The following is a 22643-nucleotide window of genomic DNA, read 5'->3' as shown; positions in this document are numbered from 1 at the left end:
GTGGGCGGCCGATAGGATGCTCACCTTTCCTGGTGCGCTGCCTCCTTTGGCTCGTCGGCAGCCAGATGGTAGGGCTGAATGAGAATCTCGGCCGGGATACGCCATTCACGGTTCAGCCGGTAAATCATCTCCGTTGTGAGAGCCCGCCTGCGGTTCAGGATTTCGGAGGCGCGAGGGCGTGAGCCAAGAAGGTCCGCGAGGGTCGCCTGGGTCAATTCGTGCGCTTCCATATGCGCCTTTATGGCCGAAACCGGGTCAGGCGCTTCGATCGGGTAGCGTTCGTTCTCGTACGCTTCGATGAGGGTAGCGAGAACATCAAAGCGGTCACCATCGGGAGTGCCGACTTCGGGCTGGTTCTCGAAATAGCGGGTGATTTCGGCCAGCGCCCAATTGTAATCGTCCTCGTTCCTGATGGGGCGGATGTTTTCCATCATACTGTCTCAGCGTCTATCTTGTCGTACTCGGCATGGGTTCCAACAAACTTGATCAGCACGCGGTTGAAACGATAGGCGGCATGAGCGACGAGACGGTACTTGTTGCCGGCGATGTCGAAGACAATCCTGTTGTCGGCTACGAAATCCACCTTGGTCCCGAACTCGCTCTTGACGTCCGCCGGACCTGCCCATTTTGCTTTGCTCACCTGCCCGAACCATGCCTTCAGCGGCGCTTCCGCTTGCGGATGTCTCGTCCAGAATTCCACAAGGGCGCGCCGCGCTATGATCTGCATGCCCACATGTAACTCATTCCCAATTCGGGAACAAGAACAATTCCCAGTATGGGAACAAAGTATCGTCGCCTGTTTATAGTCCCACGACCGCCGCCCAGCAGGAAGAAAACGGAAATGCTTCGCGATCGGGGTTGATCCGCTGAAAACCGCGCCTATCGGTCCTGTGCAGCGCCAGGCGTTCCTGGTTCCTCGCGCCTTTCGCCATGTGCCGGCAAGATATACGCAGGCCCGACCCGGTGGCCGATTACTTCAGCGGGAAACCTGCCATGCTGGCGGATGCGTTTCTGCAGGCGCGGCATTTGACCGCAAAGTCGGTAATGTATTGTTTGGGGCAAACCGGCGAGGGAGCAACAGGCCAATGCTGACGCTTCGGCAGATCGAGGTTATTCGGGCGATCATGGTGACGGGGAGCATCGCGGGTGCTGCCCGGTTGCTCAATGTCGCCGCGCCCGGCATCAGCCGCCTGATGAAATATTCCGAGGATTCCCTGGGCGTTCGCCTGTTCGATCGTCGCGCCGGACGCTACGTGCCGACGCCCCAGGCGCGCAACATCTTCGATCTTCTGGACACCGTCCACCGCAAGATCGACGACCTGCAATCGGCCGTGGCCGATCTCGGCCGGGGCAAGAGCCAGGAATTGTGCGTCGCCTCCGTGCCGAGCATCGCCAACGTCATGGTGCCGCGCGCGATCGCAGGATTGCGACGCCGCTACCCGGAACTCGGGCTCGACGTCAACATCCTCAAGATCGAGGAAGCCATCGACTATCTGCTGCTTGGGCGCGGCGAGGTCGTCGCCATCTCGTCGCGCTTCGACCATCCCCTGATCGAGTTCGAGCCGCTCGCAAACGGGCGGCTGCTGTGCATCGTGCCGCAGACCAGTCCGCTCGCCGCGCGAACGAAGATCACCCCGGCGGAAATGTCGGACTATCCGCTGATCGGCATCAACCCGAAGGACCCCTATGGCGCCATCATGGCGGCCATGCTCACCGATGCGGGCAAGGAATACCGGATGAACGTCAAGGCCCGCTTCGGCACAACTGTCTGCAGCCTGGTCGCAGCGGGGCTGGGCATAGCCATCATCGACGAGTTCACCGTCGCGCACGGCACCGTGCCTGGCCTGAAAAGCATCGAGATCGATGCCGACAGCAACTTCCGCACCTATGTCGCTTACCGGAACGACCTGCCGCTTTCCGTCTATGCCGAACAGTTCATCGAGCTCCTGAGGGCCGAAATGGTGAGCGTCAGTTCGATCGCGGCGAAGCAGCAGCCGCCGCGGCGACGATCCCGCAGGGCTTAACATCATGTTACGGAAGTCGCAGAAGTTGGTACGCGATATGAATGCCGCTCTTCGTTAGTATTTCGTTGGAACTCGGAATGCAGCGGAGGAGAACGTGCAGGCATTGCGACCGGAACGTCGCGACGGCATCGCCTTTGGCGACATGGTTGCCCGTGCGACCGCGCGTGAGCGGCAACCGCATCGCGGCCTGCCGGCTCTTTCGCTCGGCAGGGGGCCCCGATGACCGGTTTCTCCCCATCCGGCAGCACCCGGCTCTTCCCCGTCGTCGGCGATCCCGTGGCGCAGGTGAGGTCGCCCGACGCGATCACGCGGATCATCGTCGATCGCGGTTTGGACGCCGTCGTCGTGCCGCTTCACGTTTCGATCGGCGACATCGCTGAACTTCTTGGCGCTTTGTGGAAGGTGCGCAATGTGGGTGGCGTGCTGGTGACCGTGCCGCACAAGCGCGCGACCCTGTCGCTCTGCACGACAACGACGCAGCGGGCCACGTTCGTGGAAGCCGTCAACGTGCTGCGCAGGACGGAATCGGGCTGGCACGGCGACAATACCGACGGGCTCGGCTATGTGAGCGGCATCGAGCAGGAGGGCTTCACGGTCGCCGGCAAGCGGGCCCTGCTTGTCGGCTGTGGCGGCGCGGGCTCGGCGATCGCGTTGGAACTCTTGGAGCGCGGCGCAGCACTTCTTGCCATACATGACGTCGAGGTTTCGCGGCGCGACGACATCCTCGCCAGGCTCGGGGTTCGGTTCCCGGGCAGGGTTGTCGCCGGCAGCTCGGATCCGTCGGGTTTCGATCTTGTCGCCAATGCGACGCCGATGGGAATGTCGTCGGGCGATCCCTCGCCGGTCGATCTGGACAGGCTGCAGCCATGGCAGTTCGTGGCCTGCGTCGTGACCAAGCCGGAGGTTCCGCTGCTGATCCTCGCCGCGCGGCGGCTCGGCTGCCGCACGATGACGGGTACCGGAATGTTCGATGCGCAGGCTGAGACGCTCGCGGATTTTCTTCTCGGGGAAGGTTCCGGGCGTGCGTTTTTCGCAGGGGAGGATATGAGTTTTGTCTCCTGAACATCTGGTTGGGTGGCGCTTGATGGAGACGGCGTCGCAAGGCCCAATTGCTTCTATGGGAGGACTTTGATGTACCGCAGATCCATACTCGCACTCTCGACCGCACTGGCCATGCTTGGTGCGGCCCAGGCTCAGGAGACGGTCAAGGTCGGCATGGTCGCCGAGCTTTCCGGCGCCGGCGCTCCGTCGGGCACCAACTGGCGCGACGGCATCAAGATTGCCGTCGAGGAGATCAACGCTGAGGGCGGCATCCTCGGCAAGCAGGTCGAGGTCACGGAATACGACACCCAGACCGACCCGCAAGTGTCGCGCGCGCTCGTCCAGAAGGCCATCGACGAAGGTGCCTACGCGATATGGGGCACGATCTATTCGGGCTCGACCATGGTCAACATGCTGGTTGCCCAGCAGAACGGCACGCCGCAATTCGTCGGCTCGGAGGCGCCCGGCGTCGTGGAGAAGGGCAATCCCTTTATTTTCCGCACCTCATCGGGCGCCCAGAAAGGCCTTCCCGCCCTGACGCCCTATTTCACCGACGCGCTGAAGGCCAAGAAGGTCGGCGTCGCCTGGGTCAACAACGAGTTCGGCAAGGGCGGACACGACGTGTTCCTGGCCGAGATGCAGAAGGCAGGCATCGAGGTCGTCGCCGACGTGCCGTCCGAGCAGGCCCAGACAGACTATGCGGCAGACGTCTCGAAACTCAAGGAGGCGAATCCCGACGCCGTGTTCGTCTATATGAACCAGGAGGAGTCGGCCCGGTTCCTGATCGAGGCGAAGAAGCAGGGGCTCGCCATGCCGCTCGTCGGCGAAGTGACCCTCACGGAAGCCAAGGTCATCGAGCTCGCCGGGGGTGCCGCCGAAGGCGCGATCGCCCATGTCGGCGTCACCGCGACGGCGACGGACGTGCCCGGCATCGGCGCCTTCGCCAAGAAATTCGAGGAGGCCTTCAAGCGCAAGCCCACCCATGACGCGATCAAGGGCTATGTCGGCGCCTGGACGACGAAATATGTCACCGACATGGTCGGCGAGTTGGACGGCGAGAAATTCTCCGAAAAGATGCACGGCCTTTGCCTGAAGGTCGCGGACCACCCGAAGATCCTGCTCGACACCTGCTGGGACGAGCGTGGCGAGATGTCCCGCCCGAGCTTCATGGTGCAGGTGAAGGACGGCGCGCCGATCGTGATCGGCACGGTTCCCGCCAACTGATCACGGTCAACCGATCGCCGCGGCGGCCTTGATCGCCGCGGCTATTCGCCGAAGGACGCTCAATGTCACAGTTCCTGCAGGTCTTGCTGTCCGGTCTGGCGACCGGCTCCATCTACGCGCTGGTTGCGATCGGCTTCACCCTTGTCTGGCAGGCTGCCCAGACGGTGAATTTCGCCCAGGGCGAGTTCGTCATGCTTCCCGCCTTCTTCGTGCTGATCGGCGTGGGTTACTTCGGCATGCCCTTGTGGATCGCCTTGCTCTTCGGCCTCGCACTGTCGATGCTGGTGCTCGGCGTGCTCTTCAAGAAGCTGATCGTGGAGCCGATCCTCCCGCATGGCGGCATCACGCTGATCATCGCGACGATGGCGCTCGGCATCCTGCTCCGCGAAAGCGTCAAGGAATTCTACGCGGCCGAGGCGCAGCCCTTTCCTGCCATGTTCCCGAGCGACCCGATCGGCGTTTTCGGCGCCGTGGTCTCCTTGCAGGATCTTCTCAATCTCGCGATTTCGCTCTGCATCGTCGTAGGGCTGACGCTGTTCCTCAACCGCTCCCGGACGGGGCGCTGCATGCAGGCGACGGCGCAGAACCCGGCGGTGGCCGAGATCCTGGGCGTCAACGTCAAGCGCATGGTGCTCTACACCTTCATCATCAATGCCGCACTCGCCGCACTCGCCTCCTTCCTGATCACACCGGTCTATCTCGCGAAATTCTCCAATGGCGAGACGCTCGGCCTGATCGCCTTCATCGCGGCCATCGTGGGCGGCTTCAACCAGATTCGCGGCGCGCTGGTCGGAGGGCTGCTGATCGGTGTGCTCGACAACCTGACCGCGACATATGTCACCGCGCAGTATCGCGCCGCGCTGCCGCTGGTCCTGCTCATCGTCATCATACTGGTGCGCCCGCAGGGCATCATGGGCACGTCCGAGGGGAGGGCTGTCTGATGCGCGGCCACTGGCGGACGCTTGCCATTGTCGTCCTGATCGCGCTCGCGGTTCTCGCGCCGCTCGGTCAGGGCAACTACATCATCTATGTGCTCACCTCGTGGCTGGTCTTCTCGATCGCCGCCATGGGGCTGAACCTGACCCTCGGCTATGCCGGCCAGATCTCGCTCGCCCAGGCGTCCTTCATGGCGATCGGCGCCTATGTGACGGCATTGCTGACGCTTGCCGGATGGCATTGGATCCTCGCCATGCCGCTCGGCCTGATCGCCTGCTTCGTCGTCGGCCTGCTCTTGGGTTATCCCGCGCTGCGCGTGAAGGGGCACTTCCTTGCTTTCGTCACGCTGGCCTTCAACACTCTCGTTTTCCTGGTCATGCGCAACGAGGACTGGCTGACCGGAGGAACCTACGGGCTTGTCGGCATGCCACGGCCGGACTTCGGACTGTTCTCGACGATGAAGCAACTGCACTTCTACTATTTCACCCTCGCCGTCACCATCCTCGCGGCACTTGCCATGTGGGGCATCGTGCGTTCCCCGTGGGGCCGCGCCTTCAAGGCGCTGCGCGAGAATCCGATCCGTGCCGAAAGCCTCGGCGTCGACACCCGGCGCATAACGCTTCTGGCCTTCGCCATCGGTTCGACCTATGGAGGCCTCGCCGGTTCGCTCGTCACTCCGCTCGTCCAGTTCATCGAGCCGGGCTCGTTCGGATTGGCGCATTCGCTGCGCATCCTGCTCATGGTCGTGGTGGGCGGTGCCGGCTATTTCTTCGGACCGTTCCTCGGGGCCGGCGTGGTGATCCTGCTGCCGGAAGTGTTGCGCTTCACCGAAGGCTACTACCTCATCATCTATTCGGCCCTCGTCATCGTGATGCTCGTCTTCGTCCCGTCGGGTCTGATCGGCGTGTGGGGACGCGTCCGCGAGAAGCTCTGGCCCGGGCGCCAGATGCGGGCCGACATGAGCGAAGGAGCGCGTCTGAAATGAGCGGCCCCATCCTTTCCGTCCGCGGCATCGAGAGGAGTTTCGGCGGCATCCGCGCCGTTCGAGGCGTCTCCTTCGACGTGCAAAAGGGCGAGATCCTCGGTCTGATCGGCCCCAACGGCTCCGGCAAGTCGACGCTGTTCAACTGCATCCTCGGCCAGCTTTCGCCGGACGCGGGCGACGTGTCGATCAATGGCCGCAAGGTCTCGCGGATGCGGGCCTCGGACCTCAACAAGCTCGGCGTCGGCCGCACCTTCCAGCAACTGTCCGTGTTCCCGAAAATGTCCGTGATCGACAATGTCATCCTCGCCGGACAGGAACACCACGGCACAATGCTGTCGCGCCTGTTCGGCCCTTCGGATGCGGGCCTGGCCGAAGACGCCGACAGGATGATCTCGTTCTTCCGCCTCACCCATCTGCGCGATCAACTTGCGGGCTCCCTGTCCTACGGCCAGCAGAAGCTCGTCGACGCGGCGATGGCCTTCATGGCCGGGCCAAGTCTCGTGCTGCTCGACGAGCCCGCGGGCGGCGTCAACCTGACCATGCTCGCGAGCCTGAAGGAACGCCTGGTGGCCTACAATGCCGAGCACGGGACGACCTTCGTGGTGATCGAGCACAACATGGAATTCGTGATGAGCCTGTGCACGCGCGTGATCGTCCTGGCGGAAGGTGCGATCATCGCCGAAGGCACACCCGACGAGATCAGGTCGAACCAGACCGTGATCGATGCGTATCTCGGAGGCTGACCATGCTTGAATTGAAGAACGTCTATGGCGGCTACGGCAAGATCACCATCCTGAACGGGGTCTCGTTCACGATCCCGAAAGCTTCGATCACCACGGTGATCGGCCCGAACGGCGCCGGCAAGTCCACGGTCTTCAAGGCGATTTTCGGGCTGCTCGACATTCAGTCGGGTCAGATACTGCTCGATGGCAAGGAGGTCACCCGGCAGACTCCGCGCCAGATGATCGGCCATGGGGTAACCTACGTGCCGCAGGGACGCAACGTCGTGCCGCAGTTGTCGGTCTACCACAATCTCGAACTCGGCGGCATCACCGCGGCCGATCAGGCGAGGGTACGCCAGCGTGTCGAAGCGGTGATGGACCAGTTCCCCATGCTGCGGGAGTTCCGCAATCGCAAGGCGATCGAACTTTCCGGAGGCCAGCAGAAACAGCTCGAAGTAGCGCGCGCATTGCTGCTCGACCCGAAGCTGATCCTGATCGACGAGCCGTCGATCGGCTTGTCGCCCAACCTCGTCCAGGAGGTGTTCCGCACCCTGATCAGGCTTCGCGACGAGGGCGTGACGATCCTCATGGTCGAGCAGAACGCGAAGGCAGCCCTTGCCATGTCGGATTACGGGCTCGTTCTCGAGCTTGGCCAGACACGCATGCACGATGCCGCGTCGAAGCTGCTTGCCGATCCGCGCGTGGGACAGCTTTTCCTCGGCGGCCATGTCGAGAACGCGCCGGCGCATGGAGCCTGAGGCTCTCGACGCCGACCGCAACAGGCTCGGCGAGTGCCCGGTGTGGTGCGATCGTACGCAACGCCTGTGGTGGGTCGATGTGCTCGAACCGGCGCTCTGGAGCCACGATCCGCAAGAGCGTCAGTGCACCCGCCATCCGGTGGTGGCGCGGCGCATCGGTTCACTGGCTCTGCGGGAGCGGGGAGGACTTGTGCTCGCCTGCGACAATGGCCTGTTCGCCTATGACCCGGACACCGCCGGCCAAGCGTTCCTCCTGGACCCGGAGCCGGGAAAGCGCCAGCATCGAAAGAACGATGGTCGCGTCGATTCCGCCGGAAATTTCTGGGTCGGCACCTTGCGGGAAAGCGACTATGCGCCGGTCGGCGCCATCTACCGCGTGACGCCGGAGCTTCGTGTCACCATGGAAGAGCAAGATCTGGCGATTCCCAATTCGCTCGCCTTCGATCCCGAACGAGGACGGATCTTCTACGCCGACACGAGAGCCTATACGATCTGGGTTCGTGACTACGATCCGGTCACCGGCCGCGCCGGACGGAAGCGGGTCTTTGCAACCACGCAGGCTCCGGCGCGACCCGACGGGAGTTGCGTCGACGCCGAGGGCCATCTTTGGAACGCCGAATACGCCGGCGGTCGGTTGGTGCGATATGCCCCTTCGGGAACGGTCTCGCGGGTGGTCGATCTGCCGGTCAGCCACCCGACTTGCTGCTGCTTCGGCGGAAATCACCTGGACCGGCTTTATGTGACCTCGGCCAGCGAGCCACTCTCCGCCGAGCAGCAACTGTCGGAGCCGCTTGCCGGTCGCGTGCTCGTTCTCGACGCAGGCGTTCGCGGCAGGCCGGAGTTCCGCACGGGCCTGTAGCGTTGCGTGGGTTGCTAACAGACGTTCGAGGCGAATGAGATCACCTGCGCCCGAACAGCCTCTCTATATCGGCGAGCTTCAGTTCGATATAGGTCGGCCGGCCATGGTTGCAGGTGCCTGAGCCGGGGGTCGCCTCCATCTGGCGAAGCAGCGCGTTCATCTCTTCGGCCTTCAATTGGCGGCCCGAGCGCACCGAACCGTGGCAGGCCATGGTCGCCGCGATCGCGTCGAGCCGCTCCTTCAGCGTATCGGTGGTGTCGTGCTCGGCGATCTCGTCGGCGAGGTCGCGCACCAGCGCCTGCACGTCGGTCTCGCCCAGCATCGAAGGCGTCTCGCGCACCGCGACCGCGCCCGGCCCGAAACGCTCGACCCCGAGGCCGAAGCGTTTCAGCGTCTCGGAATGCATGGCGAGGCGCTCGGCATCATCCTCGGGCAGGTCGACGATCTCTGGAAGAAGCAGCATCTGCGACGGCACCGGGCGCGAGGCGAGCGCCTGCTTCAGCGCCTCGTAGACCAGGCGTTCATGCGCGGCGTGCTGGTCGACGATGACGAGCGAATCCTCGGTCTGCGCCACGATATAGTTCTGGTGGACCTGTGCCCGGGCGGCACCAAGCGGCGTGGACAGGAGTTCGGGCGCGACCGCGGCGGTGCCGGCGCGTGTGTCGGCGCTGGCGAGCGGACCGGTGTCGAAGGCGGCCTGCGCCGCTTCGCCGAACGCACGCTCTGCCGAGACCGGCTCGAGCGGGCGGCTGGGCGAGCGTGACAGGTCGTAACCGGACGGAGCGGCAGCCCTGAACCCGGCATGGAAGCTGCGATGATCATTGGCCGGCCCCGCATGGCCGTAGCTCGTCGGTCCCGGCCGGAAGGCGCTCATCATCGCGGCCGCACCCGTCGTAGCCGGACGGATGCCGGAAGCGGCCAGCACCTCGCGGATCGAGCCGATGATCAACCCGCGTATCAGGCCCGGATCGCGGAAGCGCACATCGGCCTTGGCGGGATGGACATTGACGTCGACGGTGGCGGGATCGAGCGTCAGGAAAAGTGCGGTCACCGCATGGCGGTCGCGCGGCAGCACGTCGGCGAAGGCGCCCCGGATGGCGCCGGCGATCAGCTTGTCGCGCACCGGCCTGCCGTTGACATAGGCATATTGCTGCAGCGCATTGGCGCGTGTGTAGGACGGGATCGAGACCTGGCCCGTGAGCGACACGCCCTCGCGCATCGCCTCGATCGACAGCGCGTTTTCGGGAAAGTCGACGCCGAGCACCTGCGCGATGCGCGCCTTCTGCCCGTTGGCGCCGTCTCCGGTCGCGGGCAGGTCGAGCGTCGTGCGGTCTGGCCCCGAGAGCGTGAAGCGCACCGCAGGGAAGGCGATGGCGATGCGCTTGACGATATCCGATATGGCGGAGGCCTCCGCGCGCTCGCCCTTCATGAATTTGAGCCGGGCAGGGGTGGCGAAGAACAGGTCGCGCACCTCGACCAGCGTGCCGCGGTTGGCCGCCGCCGGCCGTGGGCCCGAAATCCTGCCGCCGTCGACACGGATCTCCGCACCCTCGGAAGCGCCTGGCGGACGTGAGCGCAAGGTCAGGCGGCCGACCGAGCCGATCGAGGGCAGGGCCTCGCCGCGGAAGCCGAGCGAGCGGATGTCGTGGATGTCGTCCGAAAGCTTCGAAGTGCAATGCCGGCCGATCGCCAGCGGCAGCTCGTTCTCGGGAATGCCGGAGCCGTCGTCGGTGACGCGGACGAGCGTGAGCCCGCCGCCTGACGTCGCGATCTCGATATGGCTCGCACCGGCATCGAGCGCATTCTCGACCAGTTCCTTGACCACGCTCGCCGGGCGTTCGATCACCTCGCCGGCGGCGATCTGGTTGATGACCGTTTCGGAAAGCTGGCGAATGGGCATGGCCGGATTATAGGCGGATTCGTGACGGTCCGGAAAGCCGGGGATATCAGCGCCGGCCGCCGCGACCGGATCGTCGCCTTTGCCCTATGTCCTGCGCGGCATCTCGACCTACGCCATATTGTCCGAAGAGAATCGTGTTCGTATCGGGGAGACGGCCGACCATATCCTCCGAGATCGCATCGAGCTCCGTGACGATCCGGTTGCGTTGGATCACTGAAGGGGGCAGGGGCGGCCGTTGATGGTCAGCGTGTGACGTTCGAGCCCGGCATGCTGCGCGAGATCCTGAAGAGCGCGCCGGCTGATGGGCGGCGTATATGTCTCGGTTTGTGATTGTGCTACGGAAGGTCCATGACAAAGCTTCTTGAAAAGGCCGTCGAAGCAGCCCGCCGGTTGCCCCAGGACCAGCAGGATGAGATAGCCGGCGCAATCCTGCAGCTACTGGGCGGCGACGGCGGGCCAGAAGTCAGTCTGACCGCACAGGAGCGCGAGGCCATCGCACGCTCCAGAGAGGCTGCCGCACGGGGAGAGTTCGCTTCAGAGGAAGATGTTCGGTCCGTCTGGGCCAGGCATATTCCATGAAGCTGCGCTACACATTCCCAGCGCTTGCGGACCTTCGGATGTTCTCGACTACATAGAGGCCCAGTCTCCTTCGGCCTCTCGCAAAGTTGCTGCCAGATTGAAGGCCGTGACCGAACTGGCGCGCCATCAGCCGGAGATCGGTCGTCAAACCGATGAGCCCGGCATAAGGCGGATCGTCGCGCGTCCCTATCCCTACCTGATCTTCTATGAGGCGACGGAACACGAAATCGTCATTCACGCAATCCGGCATGGAGCGCAGGACCCCGAGAGCTTGCGCGTTCATCCCTCGGCCCACCAGTGAGAGACCGCGTAGGCCCTTCATCGGCTGATAGCGGGGATTCTGGGTTTGTCGCACACGGGAAAGCGGCGCCAAGTCGTCATCCTCGGGCCCGAGCCGAGCGTAGCGAGGGCGAGGCGACCCGAGGATCCGTGCCGTGACGGCGACGCAGCGCGCCAGCTGCCCGGAAACAGCGATCCGCGCCTTGGCGCGTCGGCGCCATGACGGAGAGGCAGCGCACAGCACGCCCAAGCCGGCGGAAGCAGCGCCTTCGCGTTGGCGCCCTCACCGAACCACGTCGCACGCAGCGAAGCAAAGCCGGCCGAAGGGTGATAATGAACCCTCCTGCAACCGCCTCACTCCGGTGCCTCCATGAGACTTCCAGTCCTCATCGCCGTCGCCTTGCTTCTCCCCCTTCCGGCGCTCGCCGGTCCGGCGTCCGACGCCGTGCGGTTCTTCTATTCCCCGCCGGTCTTCGAAGGCGACCCGGAACTGCGCGGTCGTTTCGTCGACCCTGCGCGCAGGATCTTCGAGGCCAATGACAAGACGCCCGAGGGCAAGATCAGCTGCATCGATTTCGGCGTCGCCGTCGACGCACAGGATTATGACGAGGCCGAGATCGCCCGCACCCTGGAACTGTCGGAGAAAGTCTCCGGCGACACGGCCGAGGTGACCGCGACCTTCCGTCTGTTCCCCAACGAGGACGAGTCGCGTCGCGAGATGTTGTGGTCCATGGCCAAGGTCGGCGGTGACTGGAAAGTCTCCGACGTCGCATCGCTCACCAATGGCTGGCGGCTGGGGACCTTCGACTGCGACGGGTAGTACCAGCGATCATCGCCCATCTCCGTCGGCCGCCGGCGAGCGCCTGAGCGGTGGTTGGCCGGGCCACGTTCCCCCGGGCATGCTCCTAACAAAAGGACGGCGAGGGAGACTGACCCGCGGTAGCGTTGGATGTCTTGCGCATGCCGCCGGTTCTCGACACGCTCACCGTTCCGGCAGGGCAAGAACGTCACGGTGAAGGAGCGGCGCGTCCTTCATCCAGATCCTTGCGGCCTGCGTGCCGACCCTTGCTTCGAGTCTTGTCCCCGCGGGAACGCGCCCCCAGCTTTGCGCTTCCAGTCGCTGTTCGCCGACCAGAAGTTCCCCGGCCAGGACGAGGAACTCCAGTCCTCGGCTGTTCTCCACCGTGATATGCTCGCCCGCCTTCCAGTCCTCGACACGGACCTCCTCGTGGCCGTCGTCGAAGAGGACGGTCGCGGTGCTGGCACCGGCGCGCGGCTCTGCCTGCTCGCCCGCACCCGGCTTGCGGACGAGCTGTTCCCGGTCGCCGTCGCGGTGCTGCCAGAGGCGCACGAAGATGGTGCAGCCATCCCTCGCGGCGGGGACATGCGAGGTGCCGGGCGGGTTGCGGAAATAGCTGCCTGCCGGATAGTCGCCGTGCTCGTCCTGGAACCTGCCGTCGAGAACGAAGATTTCCTCGCCGCCGGTGTGGGTATGGCGGGGAAAGGCGCTGCCGGCAGTATAGCGCACGATCGAGGTGGCGCGGGCGACCTCGCCGCCGATACGGAACAGCATGCGCCGGCTCACGCCCGCCGCCGGGCTGGGCACCCAGTCGAGCCTGGCGGCGTGGACGATGACGGGCTTGGACAGATCGTCGTTAATGCGCATGGGTCGGCCCCTTCATGGTCAACACCATCCGGAACCTGACGTCGCCGGATTTCATCTTCCGGTAGGCTTCGAATGCCTTCTCCAACGGCATGGTCTCGATCTGCGGACGCACGCCGGCAAGCACGCTGAAGTCGAGCGTCCTCTCATTGTCGTAGGGCGTGCCCGTGATCGATCCGAGTACGCTGCGCTCGCCGACGACGAGATGACCGGCGGACACGGGCAGGGGATCCTTGCCAGCGCCGAGCAGTACGAGGCGGCCGCGGGGCGCGAGGCCGGGCATGAGCGGGGAAACTGCTTCCGCGTTGCGAACGGTAGCGACGATCGCTTTCGCCCCGCCCATGGACTTGAGCTTGGCAGCGGCATCCTCCGCTTCCGCGTCGATATAAAGGTGGGCGCCGAGCTTCAGAGCGTCCTCGGCTATGTCCTGGCCACGCCCCACGGCGGCGACCTTGAAGCCCTTCTTGCGGGCATATTGCAGAGCCATGTGCCCGAGGCCGCCGATCCCCAGGATCGCTACCAGATCGCCGGCCTGCGCGCCGGATTTCCTGAGCGCGTTGAAAGTGGCGATCCCGGCGCAGAGGATGGGTGCCGCCTCCTCGGAAGCGAGCTCGTCGGGGATCGATACCAGGCCCGTGCCACGCGCCAGCATCATTTCGGCATAGCCGCCGTCGCACGAGGCGCCGACGAAGGACTGGTTCTCGCAAAGCTGGAACTGGCCCTGGCGGCACTGGACGCATTCGTTGCAGTGGCCGCCGAGCCGCCCGATACCGACACGCTGTCCGAGCTTCCAGAGCGAAGGAACGTTTTCGCCGAGGGCGACGATGCGACCAACGACCTCATGGCCTGGCACGCGCGGCGGCTGCAGTGACGGATCGGCCCCCTCGATGTCGGAGACGTCCGCGCCGCAGATGCCGCAGGCTTCGACTTCGATCAGCACTTCGCCGGCACCGGGCCTCGGCGTCTTGCGTTCCACCAGGTCCAGTGTGCCCGGCGTCGTGATCTGCATGGCGCGATAGGTGTTCTTCATGGTTCGGTTTCCTGTCTTCAGGCGGCCCCGGGACGGACCGGCGGATCTGGTCAGTCCGCTCACGATGGCTGCCACGGCATGTTCGGCTGCCTCGAGCGCGCCGGCGAGATAGCCGGGCTCGGTGCGGCTGGTTTCGCTCCCGGCCATCGAGATGCGATCTCGCCACACGCCCTCGACCCATGGCTGGTCGGTTGGAACCGGATGGCCGCCTGTGCGGCGGTCCTCCGCAGTCGCGGTCAGCGGATCGGCAGCCCAGTCCTTGAACAGCGTCGCGCGCGGAGTTCCGGCCTGAGGCCCGAACAATCCTGCAAGTTGCCGGACAGCGCCCGCGACGATCGCATCGCGACCTGCCGCCTCGCGCTCATCGGCGGACAAGCCGACGAAGCCGAAAAGTGCGGCCTTGCCGGAAGCGGTCGTCGCATCGTGGATTTCCACGAGAGGACCGACCATGCTCTGGGCCGTGCCGGAGAGGCCCGCGTCGCGCCAGAACGGACGGTCGTAGAGGGCGAAGACCTTTGCGTGCGGCGCCATCCAGGTCGGCGTGCCACGCCAGCGCCCGGCCGTTGCCGTATCGAGCGCCGGCGTGAACGAGACCGTCGCTTCGAGGAGCCGCGGCGGCAGCGCGAAGAGGACGTGGGCCGCCCTCACGCTTTGCCCGACACCGGTCGCATCGACAAATCCGACCTCGACCGCAGCGCCGTCGAGCGCGACGCGCGCCACCCGCGTGCCGAGCCGGATGCACTCGCCTGGAAGGGCTGCGGCAAGGGCGGAGACGATGGCGCCGGTGCCTCCGGCGAGCCGCATCGACTGCGGTTCCTGTCGAACGCCGCGATAACGCTGCGGCGCTTCCCGCGACATCCGCTGGAAGATAACGTCGCCGTCGCTGTTCTGCGGAAAGCAGGGAAGTCCGAGAGCGTCGACGATGTTGCCCATCGCCGGTTGCATGCCGGGCCAGAACCATGAAGGTCCGAGATCGAAACCGTCATCCGACATCTGGCCGCTGGCGTCGGCCGAGAGGATTCGGCCGCCCAGCCGGTCGCGCGCTTCCAGGAGGAGAAAGCCGATCCCGGCCTTGTGGAGGAGGCGGGCAGCAAGCAGTCCGGCTAGGCCGCCTCCGACGATGAGGACAGGGTGGTTCAAGCTTGTGACTTTCGAAGGCAGGGTTGAGCGTCGGCGCACCAGTCTCCGGCCCCTCGCCGGTTACTGTCGTCCGGCAGTGACGCCGCTTTCGGCTTGTCGACGTCGCGGCCATTGATGGCCACATATGCACCTTCCGCGATGAAGCGGGCGGCGGTCTCCTTGCCGATCCCGGAACCGCCGCCGGTGATCACAACAACTTTTCCTTCAGAACGCACGTCTCGTCTCCTGGCCTGGATGGTTCAGGCGTGGACGCGGATCTCCGGATCGGCCGTGAGCAGCGGCTTTGATCCGGTCACCACGTCATCGGTGAACAGCTTGCTCGCGAGGTAGCGCCTGGCGTTCTCGACAGTATCGAAGCCATGCAGGACCTGCACGTCCTCGTCGCGCGCGAGCAGTTCCTTGGATTTGGCGTCCGCAATCGTCTCGAGGAACAATGCCTTGTATTTCTGATAGACGGCCGCCGCGGCGCCGCGGTTCTCGTTGGGGATCTGGAGAGTGACCTGCAGATAGGCCATGGCCGGTCCTTCCGTATGTTCCGCCGGAGCAGTTATCGGCCGGAAGATGCCGCCGCCCGGGCCTCTCCGCAAACGGGAAGATATTGACGGCCGGCCAAGAAAAACTTTAGCGGCGGGGTTGCTCCCGCTGGGCCCGAGGTGGCATCATGGTGTTTTACGAAAAGCAAGAGCAGCCGTGCGGTCTCCCGTCCATCTCAACGCCCTTCGCGCCTTTGAAGCCGCAGCCCGCCATGGCAGCTTTGCCGGCGCCGCCGAAGAACTGAACGTTACGCCCGCGGCAGTCGGACAACTGGTGCGCAGTCTCGAGGACTGGCTGGGGACCCGGCTCTTCCGCCGCAGCCAATCGGGCAAGGTGCGGCTGACGATGACCGAAGCGGCAGAGGCCGCCCTTGCCGATATCCGGACAGGCCTCGACAGGCTCGGCACGGGGCTTGAGCGCATGAAGGAGGCAGCCTCCGGTGGTGTTCTGACGGTAACCGTCAGTCCGGCCTTCGCCGCGAAGTGGCTGATGCCCCGGATCGACGGGTTCCAGACGAGATGCCCCGACACTGATGTCCGGCTCGATACAAGCCTCAAGCTTGTCGACTATGTCGCCCAGGGCATCGACATCGGCGTGCGCTATGGGACTGGTCACTGGCCGGGCCTGACTGCCGAAAAGCTTATGGACGAAGAAGTCTACCCGGTCGTTTCTCCGGCTCTCCTCACGCGCGCGCGCATCCAGAGGCTGGACGATCTCGCCACCCAGACACTGATTCACGACCTCTCGGTCGATTCGAACTCTGGCTTTACGTCCTGGGAGACGTGGCTGCAGGCTGCCGGAATGGTCGATGGGGTGAAGCAGCGCGGCCTCAGGGTCAACAACTCGGCCGCTGTTCTGCAGGCGGCGATAGACGGTCACGGCGTGGCCCTCGCACGCAGCATTCTGGCCCATGACGATCTCGCCGCCGGGCGGCTGGTTCGCCTCTTCCCGGAAATCAGCGTCGCAGCGGCGCTGGCCTATTTCGTCGTTTACCGGCCCGAACGTGCCTCGCTGCCCCGGCTCGTGGCATTCAGGGACTGGCTTTTCGAAGAAGCCGCGCAGCCTCGTCGGTGAGAGCCGGCGACCTCGGCGCGCCCTTCTGGGCGGCGTTACTGCAACCACCCATACGGCTTTGGTGCCGAGCGTCGGAAATCACCAGGTCAGCCGCGTCCGCGATAGGGCGGAACACCCGTGTCGGGCAGCCATGCGCCCTCGGGCGGCGCGCCCGTCTGCCAGAATACGTCGATCGGAATGCCGCCGCGGGGATACCAGTAGCCGGCGATCCGCAGCCAGAGCGGTCTGGTCGCTTCCACCACCCGCCGGCCGATCATCACCGTGCAGTCCTCATGGAAGGCGCCATGATTGCGGAAAGAGGTAAGGAAAAGCTTGAGCGACTTCGATTCCACCAGCAGCCCGTCGGGCGCATAGTCGATGACGATATGGGCGAAATCCGGCTGGCCGGTGACCGGGCAGAGCGAGGTGAACTCCGGACAGGTGAAGCGCACGATCGCCGGCACGCCGTCGCCGCGCGTGAAGGGCACGGTCTCCAGCTTGGCGGCTTCGGGCGACGCCGGTGTTTCCACCCTGGCGCCGAGCTGTGTAAGGTTTTCGGTCGAGGTCATGGGAATGCTCCTTTTCAGGGCTCCATAATAATCCTTCACCGGGACGACAACAGGCGATGACCAGCAACGATCCGCTCCTCCAGCCCTGCCGCCTGAATCATCTCGCTCTGCGATGTCTGGGCCGAGAAGGACGACGTGCTGGCGCTCTCGCCTGATGTCGTCGTGATCGCCACCGGCGGCCTGCCGCAGAACCCGCCGCTTGACGCGGGCGCGGAGTTGGTGACGTCGAGCTGGGACATCGTCGCCGGCGCGATGAAGCCGGCCGAGACCGTGCTGCTCTACGACCACAATGGCGGGCACCAGGGGATGACGGCCGCCGAGATCGCCTCCGATGCCGGGGCAGGGGTCGAGCTCGTCTCGCCGGAAGGTTTTTTCGCGCCCGAGGTGGGCGGCATGAACCACGTGCCCTATATGCGCGCCTTCCACGAGAAGGGCGTCAGGATCACCATCAACGCGAGGCTCGTCGCCGTGCGTCGCGACGGCAACCAGCTTGTCGCCACACTGGGCTCGGATTTCGCCACGGGCTGGCGCGACGAACGGCGTGTCGGCCAGGTCGTGGTCGAGCGCTGCCGCTCGACGATTCATATTTGACGCTGAAGCCGCTGTCGCGAAACGGCGCCGCCGTCGACTATGAGCGTCTCGTCGAGGGCGGGCCGGTCCCGAGATCCGGACGGGCGGTTTCGTGCTGTTGCGCATCGGCGACGCGATCGCCTCGCGCAACATCCACGCCGCGATCTATGACGGGATCCGGCGCGCGATACGGATTTGAGGGGGACACCGGCCGGGAGCCGATGCGACGGAGCGACGACTTTCGCTCACAGGCGGAAATAGGCGGCAGCCTGGTTGCCTCGTCATGGAAGTTCGAATCCCGCGCGGTCCGCCATCCGCCGTCGATTACACGCCATGTACGATATTCCGCGAGGTAGCTACCCAACAGCCGCCGATCGCCGCATCGGCGACTATGGAGATCTGACATTGGCTGATGCGTCTTCGGTTTTGCGCTGGAGGTGCCCATTCGCACGCTGCATGTTCAGCGGATTCCAGATTGTGCAGCCGGTGCCTTGATGAAGTCGACAAACGCCCGTAGCGGGGTCGGAACCAGACGCCGTCCGGGATAGTAGAGGAACGGCCCAGAGAAGTGTTCCCACCAAGGTTCGAGGATGGGTTCGAGGGCGCCGCTTTCGAAATAGGGACGTAGCCAGTCCTCGAACAGCCCCACGATGCCGACGCCGGCGATCGCTGCATCAACGGCGAGATCGACTGCTCCGCCGATCCCTACGGTCAACGGACCCGTCGGATCGACCCGCACCACCTCGCCTTCGCGCTCGAACTCCCATGGCGTCATCATCGCACCACTCGGAAAGCGGCCGCGCAGGCAGGCATGGCCAAGCAGATCGCGAGGGTGTTCGGGCCGACCATGGCGATCAAGGTAAGCCGGAGAAGCCGCGGTGGCGAAGCGTTGGACACGAGGCCCGATCGGCACCGCGATCATGTCCTGCTCCAGCCGTTCCTCGTAGCGGATGCCCGCATCGCATCCGGCCGCCAACACGTCGACGAAGCTTTCCTCAGTGATCACCTCCAGCCGGATATCGGGATAGGCGGCGAGAAACGGCGGAATGATGCTGGGCAGCACCAGCCGCGCCGCGCTGACGGGCACGTTCAGACGCAACGAGCCCGCCGGCCGGTCGCGAAAGCCATTCACGACGTCGAGGGCCAACTCCACCTCGGTCAACGCCGGGCCGAGCCGCTCCAGCAGGCCATGGCCGGCTTCGGTCAAGACGACGCTGCGCGTCGTCCGGTTGAGCAGCCTGACACCGAGCTGCGCCTCAAGGCGGCGCACCGCCTCGCTCAATCCCGACGCACTGCCGCCGCTTGCGCGCGCCCCATCGCGAAAGCCCCTGGCGCGCGCCACCGCTACGAAAGCGTTCAGGTCACCCAGATCGATTTTCACTGTTCGCCAATCCGCACAGCCTGTCCGGATTGTACTCGGTTATCACCAGGATGGACACCGCCTATCTGTCGTCTTGTCAGACAAAGGAAAAGATCATGACCGGCATCGACAACCAGTCCGAAACCTTCGCCCTCGGCGACCGCGCTGTGAAGCGACTCGGCTACGGCGCCATGCAGCTCGCAGGGCCTGGTGTCTTCGGCCCGCCCAAGGACCATGATGCGGCATTGGCTGTGCTGCGTGAGGCCGTCGAGCGCGGGGTCAATCACATCGACACCAGCGACTTCTATGGCCCCCACATCACCAACCAACTGATCCGCGAAGCGCTCGCGCCTTATTCCGAGAATCTCGTCATCGTCACCAAGATCGGCGCACTGCGAGGCGCGGATGGATCATGGCTCCCGGCCTTTTCGCCCGAAGAATTGACCCGCGCCGTGCATGACAATTTGCGCAATCTCGGGCTTGACGCACTGGATGTGGTCAACCTTCGGATCATGTTCGACGTGCACGGCCCCGCCGAGGGGTCCATCGAGGCGCCGCTCACTGTCTTGGCCGAGCTTCAGCGGCAGGGCTTGGTGCGTCATATCGGGCTGAGCAATGTCACCCCCACGCAGATTGCCGAAGGACGCAGAATTGTCGAGATCGTCTGCGTGCAGAACCAGTACAATCTGGCGCATCGGGCTGATGATGCGCTGATCAATGATCTTGCCCGTGACGGCATCGCCTATGTGCCGTTCTTTCCGCTCGGTGGCTTCACTCCGCTGCAGTCGTCCGCCTTATCCGACGTCGCCCAGCATCTCGGTGCCACGCCCATGCAAGTCGCGCTTGCCTGGCTACTTCGCCGCGCGCCCAACATTCTCCTGATCCCAGGCACCTCGTCCGTTGCGCACCTGCGGGAGAATCTTGCCGCTGCCGAATTCGATCTGCCTGGCGATGCGCTCAGGGAGCTGGACGGCATTGCTAGGCGCACAGGTTCGATCACGTAATAGCAGCAGGCAAAATCCAGCGTGGGCGGAAACTGCCATGCATATTCGTCGCCTTCGAAGGTACATTTAGGAGGGATTTGGAGGGCTATGGCGTAGACGCAGTTCTCCGTTTCGTCGTTCTCGGCCCGCCAAACCCCGCCGATTGCCCTCGACAGCGCGATATTGCCGTCGATCACCGCACCCGCACCAAGCGGCGCCGAGAACCGCCGATTGTACGCTACAGCCCGATCTATCTTGAAGATCAGCGACGGCATTCCCGTCGTTGGGATTGGGCCGCAAAGTCCTGAAAGCGGTCGATCATGGCGCCATGGCAGCGACCGGAAACCTCCAGATGTGCTGCGTTCAGCCATCCAGCCAGGCGGCCAGACCATCAAGCGTTTGCAGGCCATACTCCACCGCGCCGAAACCGACGACCACCTGACGCCGTTCGCGGCTTGGGTGAAGCTGGCGCATGGTCAATACGGTCTTGCCGTCGGTCTGCTCATCGAAGGTAACCGTCATGTAGAAGCGCTCAGGGTCGTCGAGGTCCGGGGTGCCATAGTCCATCACGATCAGTTCGTTGGGCACGATCTTCAGGAAGCGCATGAGGTTGGGAAAACGCTGCTGTCGGCCATCGAACTCGCCCACCATGTCGAAGCGCCATTCCCCGCCCTCGCGGATATCGGCCTCGTGGTTCTCGATGCTGAGGCCAGCCGGGCCATACCATTGCGCCAGCGCTTCCGGGTCCATCCAAGCGGCGAAGACCTTATGGCGCGGGTGCTTCAACACCTTGACGAGCACGATCTCACGGTCGAGCGACCAGGTCTCAAACAGCTTTTCCATCGTCATTCTCTTCCGTCCTGTCCAAATAGGCTTCCAGCCGGTCGAGCCGCTCGGCCCAGCGTCGCCGCTCCGCCTCCATCCAGTTTGCCGCCTCCTCGAAGCGCGCCCGCTCCAGCCGGCACCAGCGGCTGCGCCCGCGTTTCTCGCTGGCGATCAATCCGCAATCCTCCAGCACTTTGAGATGCTGGGCAAAGGAGGGCAGCGCCATGTCGAAAGGCTCGGCCAGGACACTGACAGGCATCTCCCCTTCGGCAAGCCGCGACACCACGGCGCGGCGGGTCGGGTCGCTGAGAGCATGAAAGGCAAGGTCGAGTGGGGTCGAATGATAAGGCATGCGCCACGGTAAGGCGGATCGTCCACCTGCGTCAACAATAATAAGGCACTTGCCTTTGTATTCTGCCCACATTAATAAGGCATATACCTTACTATCAGGAGAGGCCAATGGCAGCACGTGTCGACCTTCTTATCTCGCTCGACGGTTTCGCAACGACGACGGACCAGACGCCCGATAACCCGTTCGGCTCCGATTGGTCGCGGCTGGTTGGAGCGTACGTCGCCACAAGGACGTTTCGGGAGCGCGTGCTCAAGGACACCAGCGGCAAAGGCACCACCGGTCTCGACGATGCGTATACGAAGGATTACTTCACCAACATTGGCGCCGAGATCATGGGGGCCGGCAAGTTCGGCCTGCACAACTTTCCCGATGATCCGAACTGGAAGGGCTGGTGGGGCGACGAGCCGCCATTTCACTGCCCGGTCTTCGTCCTGACGCACACGCCCCGGCCATCAATAGAGATGGCTGGCGGCACCACGTTCCACTTCCTCGCGGCCGACCCGGTCGATGCGCTGCAGCGGGCCGAAAAAGCCGCAAACGGCAAGGATGTTCGGATAAGTGGCGGACCAACCATGGTCCGCGACTATCTCAAGGCCGGACTTGTGGACCGCCTCCATGTCGCCATTGCTCCGATCCTGCTGGGGCGGGGCATACGCCTCTGGGACGGGTTGCGCGGATTGGAGGCCGGCTACACCACCAAGACCGAAACGGCCGAGAGCGGGACCGTCCACCTCACGTTCCAGCGCTAGCCATCGGCCAGCGGCTTACGGCGGTCATGGGCTATCCAGACTTGGCCCTTGGCTGCCTTCCGGGGCTTCGGAACGCTGCGTCTATGGAGCAGCCACTCAATTGTGCTCAAACGCTGCCGAAAATCACCAGTCGCCCCAACGAGCGGCCGTTCTCCAGGGGCAAGGCCTCTACCTCGAGCCGGAAATTCTTCTCTGCAGCTCGTCGAGGAGGAGGTACTCACCAGGCGTGAGCGCCGTCACTTCGTCAGGACGGGCGCGCAAGGCCGAGGCATTCCTGAAGCCCCTCCGTCGACGGGGTCCGATCGTTCATCGATGATCGCGGCAAAAGCGGCCTTGCGTGCCGCCTCCGACAGGCCAGCGCATTCATCCGGCGACTTCTCCAGCAACGCCAGCACGGTGCCAGTCCTCATCGCGTGGATGAGGTCGACCGCGCGGTTTCGACCGTCTCCGCCCTTCGCAGTCTACCGGGAAATGTCGTGAAAACGGTGGCAAGCGGGCTTCTCTCGCG

General features: G+C 64.5%; 25 protein-coding genes and 2 pseudogenes. 15 read left to right on the top strand and 12 right to left on the bottom strand.

Going from position 1 to position 22643, the window contains the following annotated elements:
* Positions 1-20: 20 nt before the first annotated feature.
* Together JN280_RS32240 and JN280_RS32235 are read right to left on the bottom strand one after the other, a co-directional pair.
* Positions 21-431, bottom strand: coding sequence for a helix-turn-helix domain-containing protein (locus tag JN280_RS32240; protein WP_202315181.1), 411 nt, complete (start codon positions 429-431; stop codon positions 21-23).
* Positions 431-727: a type II toxin-antitoxin system HigB family toxin gene (locus JN280_RS32235; protein ID WP_202315179.1), complete on the bottom strand. Its 297-nt coding sequence runs from the start codon at positions 725-727 to the stop codon at positions 431-433. Before JN280_RS32235 ends, JN280_RS32240 begins: the two co-directional genes overlap by 1 nt.
* 358 nt (positions 728-1085) lie before the next feature.
* Between JN280_RS32235 and JN280_RS32230 the strand changes: the two genes are divergently transcribed.
* From JN280_RS32230 to JN280_RS32195, 8 genes are all read left to right on the top strand, one after another.
* Entirely contained in the window at positions 1086-2024 is a 939-nt protein-coding gene (locus JN280_RS32230; protein ID WP_202308263.1) for a LysR family transcriptional regulator, read from the top strand.
* A 219-nt stretch (positions 2025-2243) separates the two neighbouring features.
* The gene (locus JN280_RS32225; protein WP_202308262.1) at positions 2244-3086 is read left to right on the top strand and encodes a shikimate dehydrogenase family protein; all 843 of its coding nucleotides are present in this window, start codon (positions 2244-2246) and stop codon (positions 3084-3086) included.
* A gap of 69 nt (positions 3087-3155) precedes the next feature.
* Entirely contained in the window at positions 3156-4289 is a 1134-nt protein-coding gene (locus tag JN280_RS32220; RefSeq protein WP_202308261.1) for an ABC transporter substrate-binding protein, read from the top strand.
* 62 nt (positions 4290-4351) lie between these two features.
* Positions 4352-5230 carry a branched-chain amino acid ABC transporter permease gene (locus tag JN280_RS32215; RefSeq protein WP_202308260.1) on the top strand — a complete coding sequence of 293 codons (879 nt, stop codon included), beginning with the start codon at positions 4352-4354 and terminating at the stop codon, positions 5228-5230.
* Complete coding sequence (locus JN280_RS32210; protein ID WP_202308259.1) at positions 5230-6210, top strand: branched-chain amino acid ABC transporter permease; 981 nt, start codon at positions 5230-5232, stop codon at positions 6208-6210. The genes JN280_RS32215 and JN280_RS32210 overlap by 1 nt, the downstream gene beginning before the upstream one ends.
* Positions 6207-6953: an ABC transporter ATP-binding protein gene (locus JN280_RS32205; RefSeq protein WP_202308257.1), complete on the top strand. Its 747-nt coding sequence runs from the start codon at positions 6207-6209 to the stop codon at positions 6951-6953. Before JN280_RS32210 ends, JN280_RS32205 begins: the two co-directional genes overlap by 4 nt.
* A 2-nt stretch (positions 6954-6955) precedes the next feature.
* Positions 6956-7690, top strand: a complete 735-nt coding sequence (locus tag JN280_RS32200) for an ABC transporter ATP-binding protein (protein ID WP_202308255.1) — start codon at positions 6956-6958, stop codon at positions 7688-7690.
* The gene (locus tag JN280_RS32195; RefSeq protein WP_202308253.1) at positions 7680-8549 is read left to right on the top strand and encodes an SMP-30/gluconolactonase/LRE family protein; all 870 of its coding nucleotides are present in this window, start codon (positions 7680-7682) and stop codon (positions 8547-8549) included. Before JN280_RS32200 ends, JN280_RS32195 begins: the two co-directional genes overlap by 11 nt.
* A 40-nt stretch (positions 8550-8589) precedes the next feature.
* Here the strand turns inward: JN280_RS32195 and mutL are convergent, their stop codons facing one another.
* A complete protein-coding gene (gene mutL / locus JN280_RS32190; RefSeq protein WP_202308251.1) occupies positions 8590-10449 on the bottom strand; it encodes a DNA mismatch repair endonuclease MutL in 1860 nt (619 codons plus the stop codon).
* Positions 10450-10797: 348 nt separating this feature from the next.
* Here mutL and JN280_RS32185 point away from each other — a divergent pair, with 348 nt between their 5' ends.
* From JN280_RS32185 to JN280_RS32175, 3 genes are all read left to right on the top strand, one after another.
* A complete protein-coding gene (locus JN280_RS32185; protein WP_202308250.1) occupies positions 10798-11028 on the top strand; it encodes a hypothetical protein in 231 nt (76 codons plus the stop codon).
* Positions 10994-11329 (top strand): type II toxin-antitoxin system RelE/ParE family toxin, encoded by a 336-nt coding sequence (locus tag JN280_RS32180; protein ID WP_244742382.1) that lies wholly within the window; start codon positions 10994-10996, stop codon positions 11327-11329. Before JN280_RS32185 ends, JN280_RS32180 begins: the two co-directional genes overlap by 35 nt.
* A 348-nt stretch (positions 11330-11677) precedes the next feature.
* The gene (locus JN280_RS32175) at positions 11678-12127 is read left to right on the top strand and encodes a hypothetical protein (protein ID WP_202308249.1); all 450 of its coding nucleotides are present in this window, start codon (positions 11678-11680) and stop codon (positions 12125-12127) included.
* A 162-nt stretch (positions 12128-12289) separates the two neighbouring features.
* On the opposite strand, the gene JN280_RS32170 is transcribed toward JN280_RS32175, so the two are convergent.
* The 5 genes and pseudogenes from JN280_RS32170 to JN280_RS32150 form a co-directional block, all read right to left on the bottom strand.
* Positions 12290-12973 (bottom strand): cupin domain-containing protein, encoded by a 684-nt coding sequence (locus JN280_RS32170; protein ID WP_202308248.1) that lies wholly within the window; start codon positions 12971-12973, stop codon positions 12290-12292.
* Positions 12963-14000 carry an alcohol dehydrogenase gene (locus JN280_RS32165; protein ID WP_202315177.1) on the bottom strand — a complete coding sequence of 346 codons (1038 nt, stop codon included), beginning with the start codon at positions 13998-14000 and terminating at the stop codon, positions 12963-12965. The genes JN280_RS32170 and JN280_RS32165 overlap by 11 nt, the downstream gene beginning before the upstream one ends.
* Positions 14001-14057: 57 nt before the next feature.
* A pseudogene (locus JN280_RS32160) lies at positions 14058-15140 on the bottom strand (flavin monoamine oxidase family protein); the annotation flags it as partial.
* Entirely contained in the window at positions 15137-15355 is a 219-nt protein-coding gene (locus JN280_RS40385) for an SDR family NAD(P)-dependent oxidoreductase (RefSeq protein ID WP_202308247.1), read from the bottom strand. The gene JN280_RS40385 and the pseudogene JN280_RS32160, both read right to left, overlap by 4 nt.
* Positions 15356-15379: 24 nt before the next feature.
* Positions 15380-15655 carry a hypothetical protein gene (locus tag JN280_RS32150; RefSeq protein WP_202308246.1) on the bottom strand — a complete coding sequence of 92 codons (276 nt, stop codon included), beginning with the start codon at positions 15653-15655 and terminating at the stop codon, positions 15380-15382.
* A 175-nt stretch (positions 15656-15830) separates the two neighbouring features.
* Between JN280_RS32150 and gcvA the strand changes: the two genes are divergently transcribed.
* Entirely contained in the window at positions 15831-16748 is a 918-nt protein-coding gene (gene gcvA, locus JN280_RS32145) for a transcriptional regulator GcvA (RefSeq protein WP_202308245.1), read from the top strand.
* Between the two features lie 86 nt (positions 16749-16834).
* On the opposite strand, the gene queF is transcribed toward gcvA, so the two are convergent.
* A complete protein-coding gene (queF, locus tag JN280_RS32140; protein WP_202308244.1) occupies positions 16835-17296 on the bottom strand; it encodes a preQ(1) synthase in 462 nt (153 codons plus the stop codon).
* Between the two features lie 111 nt (positions 17297-17407).
* Here queF and JN280_RS32135 point away from each other — a divergent pair.
* Positions 17408-18065 (top strand): annotated as a pseudogene (locus JN280_RS32135) (N-methylproline demethylase); the annotation flags it as partial.
* A 261-nt stretch (positions 18066-18326) separates the two neighbouring features.
* Here the strand turns inward: JN280_RS32135 and JN280_RS32130 are convergent.
* Positions 18327-19247 (bottom strand): LysR family transcriptional regulator, encoded by a 921-nt coding sequence (locus tag JN280_RS32130; protein ID WP_202308242.1) that lies wholly within the window; start codon positions 19245-19247, stop codon positions 18327-18329.
* A 95-nt stretch (positions 19248-19342) separates the two neighbouring features.
* Here JN280_RS32130 and JN280_RS32125 point away from each other — a divergent pair, with 95 nt between their 5' ends.
* Entirely contained in the window at positions 19343-20230 is an 888-nt protein-coding gene (locus JN280_RS32125; RefSeq protein ID WP_202308240.1) for an aldo/keto reductase family oxidoreductase, read from the top strand.
* 342 nt (positions 20231-20572) lie between these two features.
* Here JN280_RS32125 and JN280_RS32120 read toward each other — a convergent pair whose 3' ends face one another.
* Complete coding sequence (locus JN280_RS32120; RefSeq protein WP_202315175.1) at positions 20573-21052, bottom strand: SRPBCC family protein; 480 nt, start codon at positions 21050-21052, stop codon at positions 20573-20575.
* Complete coding sequence (locus JN280_RS32115; protein WP_202315173.1) at positions 21036-21386, bottom strand: ArsR/SmtB family transcription factor; 351 nt, start codon at positions 21384-21386, stop codon at positions 21036-21038. Before JN280_RS32115 ends, JN280_RS32120 begins: the two co-directional genes overlap by 17 nt.
* A 107-nt stretch (positions 21387-21493) precedes the next feature.
* Here JN280_RS32115 and JN280_RS32110 point away from each other — a divergent pair, with 107 nt between their 5' ends.
* Positions 21494-22135: a dihydrofolate reductase family protein gene (locus JN280_RS32110; RefSeq protein WP_202308239.1), complete on the top strand. Its 642-nt coding sequence runs from the start codon at positions 21494-21496 to the stop codon at positions 22133-22135.
* Positions 22136-22643: the final 508 nt, after the last annotated feature.

It is taken from the genome of Mesorhizobium sp. L-8-10, assembly GCF_016756635.1.
Classification (GTDB): domain Bacteria; phylum Pseudomonadota; class Alphaproteobacteria; order Rhizobiales; family Rhizobiaceae.
The sequence above is the reverse complement of the archived record's forward strand: the minus strand, read 5'-3'. Positions and strand labels throughout refer to the sequence as shown.

What these genes read in the sequence shown, in the direction of transcription:
- JN280_RS32165 (WP_202315177.1), bottom strand. Translation starts at nt 14,000, where the DNA reads ATGAAGAACACCTATCGCGCCATGCAGATCACGACGCCGGGCACACTG.
- mutL (WP_202308251.1), bottom strand. Translation starts at nt 10,449, where the DNA reads ATGCCCATTCGCCAGCTTTCCGAAACGGTCATCAACCAGATCGCCGCC.
- JN280_RS32240 (WP_202315181.1), bottom strand. Translation starts at nt 431, where the DNA reads ATGGAAAACATCCGCCCCATCAGGAACGAGGACGATTACAATTGGGCG.
- queF (WP_202308244.1), bottom strand. Translation starts at nt 17,296, where the DNA reads ATGACCTCGACCGAAAACCTTACACAGCTCGGCGCCAGGGTGGAAACA.
- JN280_RS32225 (WP_202308262.1), top strand. Translation starts at nt 2,244, where the DNA reads ATGACCGGTTTCTCCCCATCCGGCAGCACCCGGCTCTTCCCCGTCGTC.
- JN280_RS32120 (WP_202315175.1), bottom strand. Translation starts at nt 21,052, where the DNA reads ATGGAAAAGCTGTTTGAGACCTGGTCGCTCGACCGTGAGATCGTGCTC.
- JN280_RS32110 (WP_202308239.1), top strand. Translation starts at nt 21,494, where the DNA reads ATGGCAGCACGTGTCGACCTTCTTATCTCGCTCGACGGTTTCGCAACG.
- JN280_RS32195 (WP_202308253.1), top strand. Translation starts at nt 7,680, where the DNA reads ATGGAGCCTGAGGCTCTCGACGCCGACCGCAACAGGCTCGGCGAGTGC.
- JN280_RS32235 (WP_202315179.1), bottom strand. Translation starts at nt 727, where the DNA reads ATGCAGATCATAGCGCGGCGCGCCCTTGTGGAATTCTGGACGAGACAT.
- JN280_RS32200 (WP_202308255.1), top strand. Translation starts at nt 6,956, where the DNA reads ATGCTTGAATTGAAGAACGTCTATGGCGGCTACGGCAAGATCACCATC.
- JN280_RS32125 (WP_202308240.1), top strand. Translation starts at nt 19,343, where the DNA reads ATGACCGGCATCGACAACCAGTCCGAAACCTTCGCCCTCGGCGACCGC.
- JN280_RS32205 (WP_202308257.1), top strand. Translation starts at nt 6,207, where the DNA reads ATGAGCGGCCCCATCCTTTCCGTCCGCGGCATCGAGAGGAGTTTCGGC.
- JN280_RS32185 (WP_202308250.1), top strand. Translation starts at nt 10,798, where the DNA reads ATGACAAAGCTTCTTGAAAAGGCCGTCGAAGCAGCCCGCCGGTTGCCC.
- JN280_RS32230 (WP_202308263.1), top strand. Translation starts at nt 1,086, where the DNA reads ATGCTGACGCTTCGGCAGATCGAGGTTATTCGGGCGATCATGGTGACG.
- JN280_RS32170 (WP_202308248.1), bottom strand. Translation starts at nt 12,973, where the DNA reads ATGCGCATTAACGACGATCTGTCCAAGCCCGTCATCGTCCACGCCGCC.
- JN280_RS32115 (WP_202315173.1), bottom strand. Translation starts at nt 21,386, where the DNA reads ATGCCTTATCATTCGACCCCACTCGACCTTGCCTTTCATGCTCTCAGC.
- JN280_RS32180 (WP_244742382.1), top strand. Translation starts at nt 10,994, where the DNA reads ATGTTCGGTCCGTCTGGGCCAGGCATATTCCATGAAGCTGCGCTACAC.
- JN280_RS32220 (WP_202308261.1), top strand. Translation starts at nt 3,156, where the DNA reads ATGTACCGCAGATCCATACTCGCACTCTCGACCGCACTGGCCATGCTT.
- JN280_RS32215 (WP_202308260.1), top strand. Translation starts at nt 4,352, where the DNA reads ATGTCACAGTTCCTGCAGGTCTTGCTGTCCGGTCTGGCGACCGGCTCC.
- JN280_RS32175 (WP_202308249.1), top strand. Translation starts at nt 11,678, where the DNA reads ATGAGACTTCCAGTCCTCATCGCCGTCGCCTTGCTTCTCCCCCTTCCG.
- JN280_RS32150 (WP_202308246.1), bottom strand. Translation starts at nt 15,655, where the DNA reads ATGGCCTATCTGCAGGTCACTCTCCAGATCCCCAACGAGAACCGCGGC.
- JN280_RS32210 (WP_202308259.1), top strand. Translation starts at nt 5,230, where the DNA reads ATGCGCGGCCACTGGCGGACGCTTGCCATTGTCGTCCTGATCGCGCTC.